This is a genomic window from Streptomyces hygroscopicus subsp. hygroscopicus, from assembly GCF_001553455.1.
Classification (GTDB): Bacteria; Actinomycetota; Actinomycetes; order Streptomycetales; family Streptomycetaceae; genus Streptomyces; species Streptomyces hygroscopicus.
The window spans coordinates 1-2,473 of record NZ_BBOX01000631.1 but is presented as its reverse complement, the minus strand read 5'-3'; the positions used below and the strand labels follow the sequence as shown (position 1 = coordinate 2,473).

Here is a 2,473-nt window from a genome sequence, read left to right as displayed (position 1 = left end):
CTCCCCGCCCCTGCCGCCGCGCTCCGGCGCCCGCATAGGATCGCCCCGGTCACCCCTCTGCAAGGAGTCGCCCGTGACATACGACATCACCGCCGTGCGCGCACAGTTCCCCGCCCTGAAGGCCGGGTCGGCCCACTTCGACGGCCCAGGAGGCACCCAGACCCCCCTCCCCGTCATCGAGGCCGTCTCCGAGGCGCTGGCCAACCCCCTGGCCAACCGCGGCCACATCACCGCGGGGGAGCGCAACGCCGAGGCCCTCGTCCGGTCGGCCCGGCAGGCCATGGCCGATCTGCTGGGCGCCGACCCGGCCGCGATCGTCTTCGGACGCAGCGCCACCGCCCTCACCTACGACTTCTCCCGCACCCTCGCCAAGACCTGGTCACCGGGCGACGAGGTGGTGGTGTCCCGGCTGGACCACGACTCCAACATCCGTCCCTGGATCCAGGCCGCCGAGGCCGTCGGCGCCACCGTGCGCTGGGCCGACTTCGACCCGGCGACGGGCGAACTGACCCCCGACGACATCAGCGCCCGGCTCGGCGACCGCACCCGGCTGGTCGCGGTCACCGCCGCCTCCAACCTGATCGGCACCCGCCCCGCCATCCCGGAGATCTCCCGCCGGGTGCACGCGGCCGGGGCGCTGCTCTACGTCGACGGTGTGCACTACGCCGCCCACGCCCACGTCGACATCCGGCAGCTCGGGGCGGACTTCCTCGTCTGCTCCCCGTACAAGTTCCTCGGGCCCCACCTCGGCGTTCTGGCGAGCCGGCCCGAGCTGCTGGAGACCCTGACCCCGGACAAGCTGCTCCCCTCCACGAACGCGGTGCCCGAGCGCTTCGAATTCGGCACCCTGCCCTATGAGTTCCTCGCCGGCACCCGCGCCGCCGTCGACTTCCTCGCCACCCTGGACCCCGACGCCGAAGGCAGCCGCCGGGAGCGGCTGGCGTCGGCGTACGCGGCCCTCGAACGGCACGAGGACACCCTGCGCCGGCGCATGGACGAGGAACTGGCCGCCCTCGGCCCGGTCACCGTCCACTCCCGGGCGGCGGACCGCACCCCGACCCTGCTGCTGACCATCGACGGCCGCGACACCACCGACGCCTGCCGCCACCTCGCCGCCCGCGGTGTCGACGCGCCCTCCGGCTCCTTCTACGCGGTGGAGGCGTCCCGCCGGCTGGGCCTGGGGGACACCGGCGGGCTGCGCGTCGGCCTGGCCCCCTACACCAGCACCGAGGACGTGGACCGGCTGCTGGAGGCGCTCTCGGACTTCCTGCGCACGCCGGCCGGCCACGGCTGACCGTCCGTCCGCCCCGGTTCCGCCTGACGGGTCTTCGTACGGGTGGTGGTGTTCGCGTACATGTTCCCGTGCGGGCGGTATTGGGGTGCGGACGGCGCGGCGGGCAGGCTCGTGGGTGCTGTGCCTGCTTCGTGTGGGGAGGGTTTTTCGTGGCCGGTGCTCTGTCGCGTGGCGATCGGCTCCCGTCGTTGACGGGATTGCGTTTTCTGCTGGCCGCTGTGGTGCTGGCGGGCCATGTCCTGACGCTCGGCAGATTTTATGAGGATCAGGCGGTTTATGAGGCCGCCGATGTCTCGGCCATGGCGAGCGCGGCAGCGGTTTCCTCGTTCTTCCTGCTCAGCGGTTTCGTGCTGGCGTGGAACGCGTCCCCGGCCGACACCGCCCTCCGGTTCTGGCGCCGCCGACTGGTGAAGATCTTCCCCAATCACGTGGTGACCTGGTCCTTGATGATGGGCCTGCTCATGGCGACGGGCACCGCCGCGTCGCTTCCGGTGCCGGATCCGGGGCTGGGACAGGCGGTGCGGAATCTGCTGCTGGTGCACGCCTGGGTCCCGGACATGGCCGATTTCAGCAGCGTGAATCCGGTGACCTGGTCCATCTCCTGTGAGGCGTTCTTCTACGCGCTCTTCCCCCTGCTGATCCGCCCGGTGCGCGCCATCCCGGCACGGCTGATCCGACCCGCGATCGCCCTGATGGCGGCGCTGGTGCTGGCGATGCCGATGGTGGCGATGGCCGTCACCGACGAGGCGGCCCCGGGGAGTTGGCCGACGCTGTCGACGGAGCGCTGGTGGCTGATCTACTTCTTCCCTCCGGTGCGGCTGCTGGAGTTCGTGCTGGGGCTGGTACTGGCCCGCGCGGTGCAGCTGGACCGCTGGCCGCCGGTACGTCCGCACTGGCCGCTGCTCGCCCTGGCGGGGGTCTTCGCGGCACGGCCGGTGTTGCCGGAGGAGTTCCTCTGGGGAGCCGCGACCTGTCTGCCGGTGGCCGTCCTGATCCCGGCCCTCGCCACCCGCGATGTGCAGGGGCGGGGGAGCCTGCTGGGGCGCCGGGGCCTGGTGCTGCTGGGCGAGGCGTCGTTCGCGCTGTACATGGTGCACTTCCCGCTGCTGTACGCGATCCGGGTGACGCTGGACCGGCGGACCTTCGACACGGTGACCGCCACGGCGCTGACCGTGGGGG

The 2,473-nt window shown here is 72.2% G+C and carries 2 protein-coding genes; both read left to right on the top strand.

Features of this window, described 5'->3' with window-relative positions:
* The first annotated feature begins 73 nt into the window (after positions 1-73).
* On the top strand, positions 74-1,294 hold the full coding sequence (locus tag AXW62_RS39495) for a cysteine desulfurase-like protein (RefSeq protein ID WP_060948540.1): 1,221 nt from the start codon (positions 74-76) through the stop codon (positions 1,292-1,294).
* Between the two features lie 188 nt (positions 1,295-1,482).
* Positions 1,483-2,473: acyltransferase family protein (locus AXW62_RS44290; RefSeq protein WP_159061117.1), on the top strand; the 991-nt coding region annotated here is incomplete at its 3' end.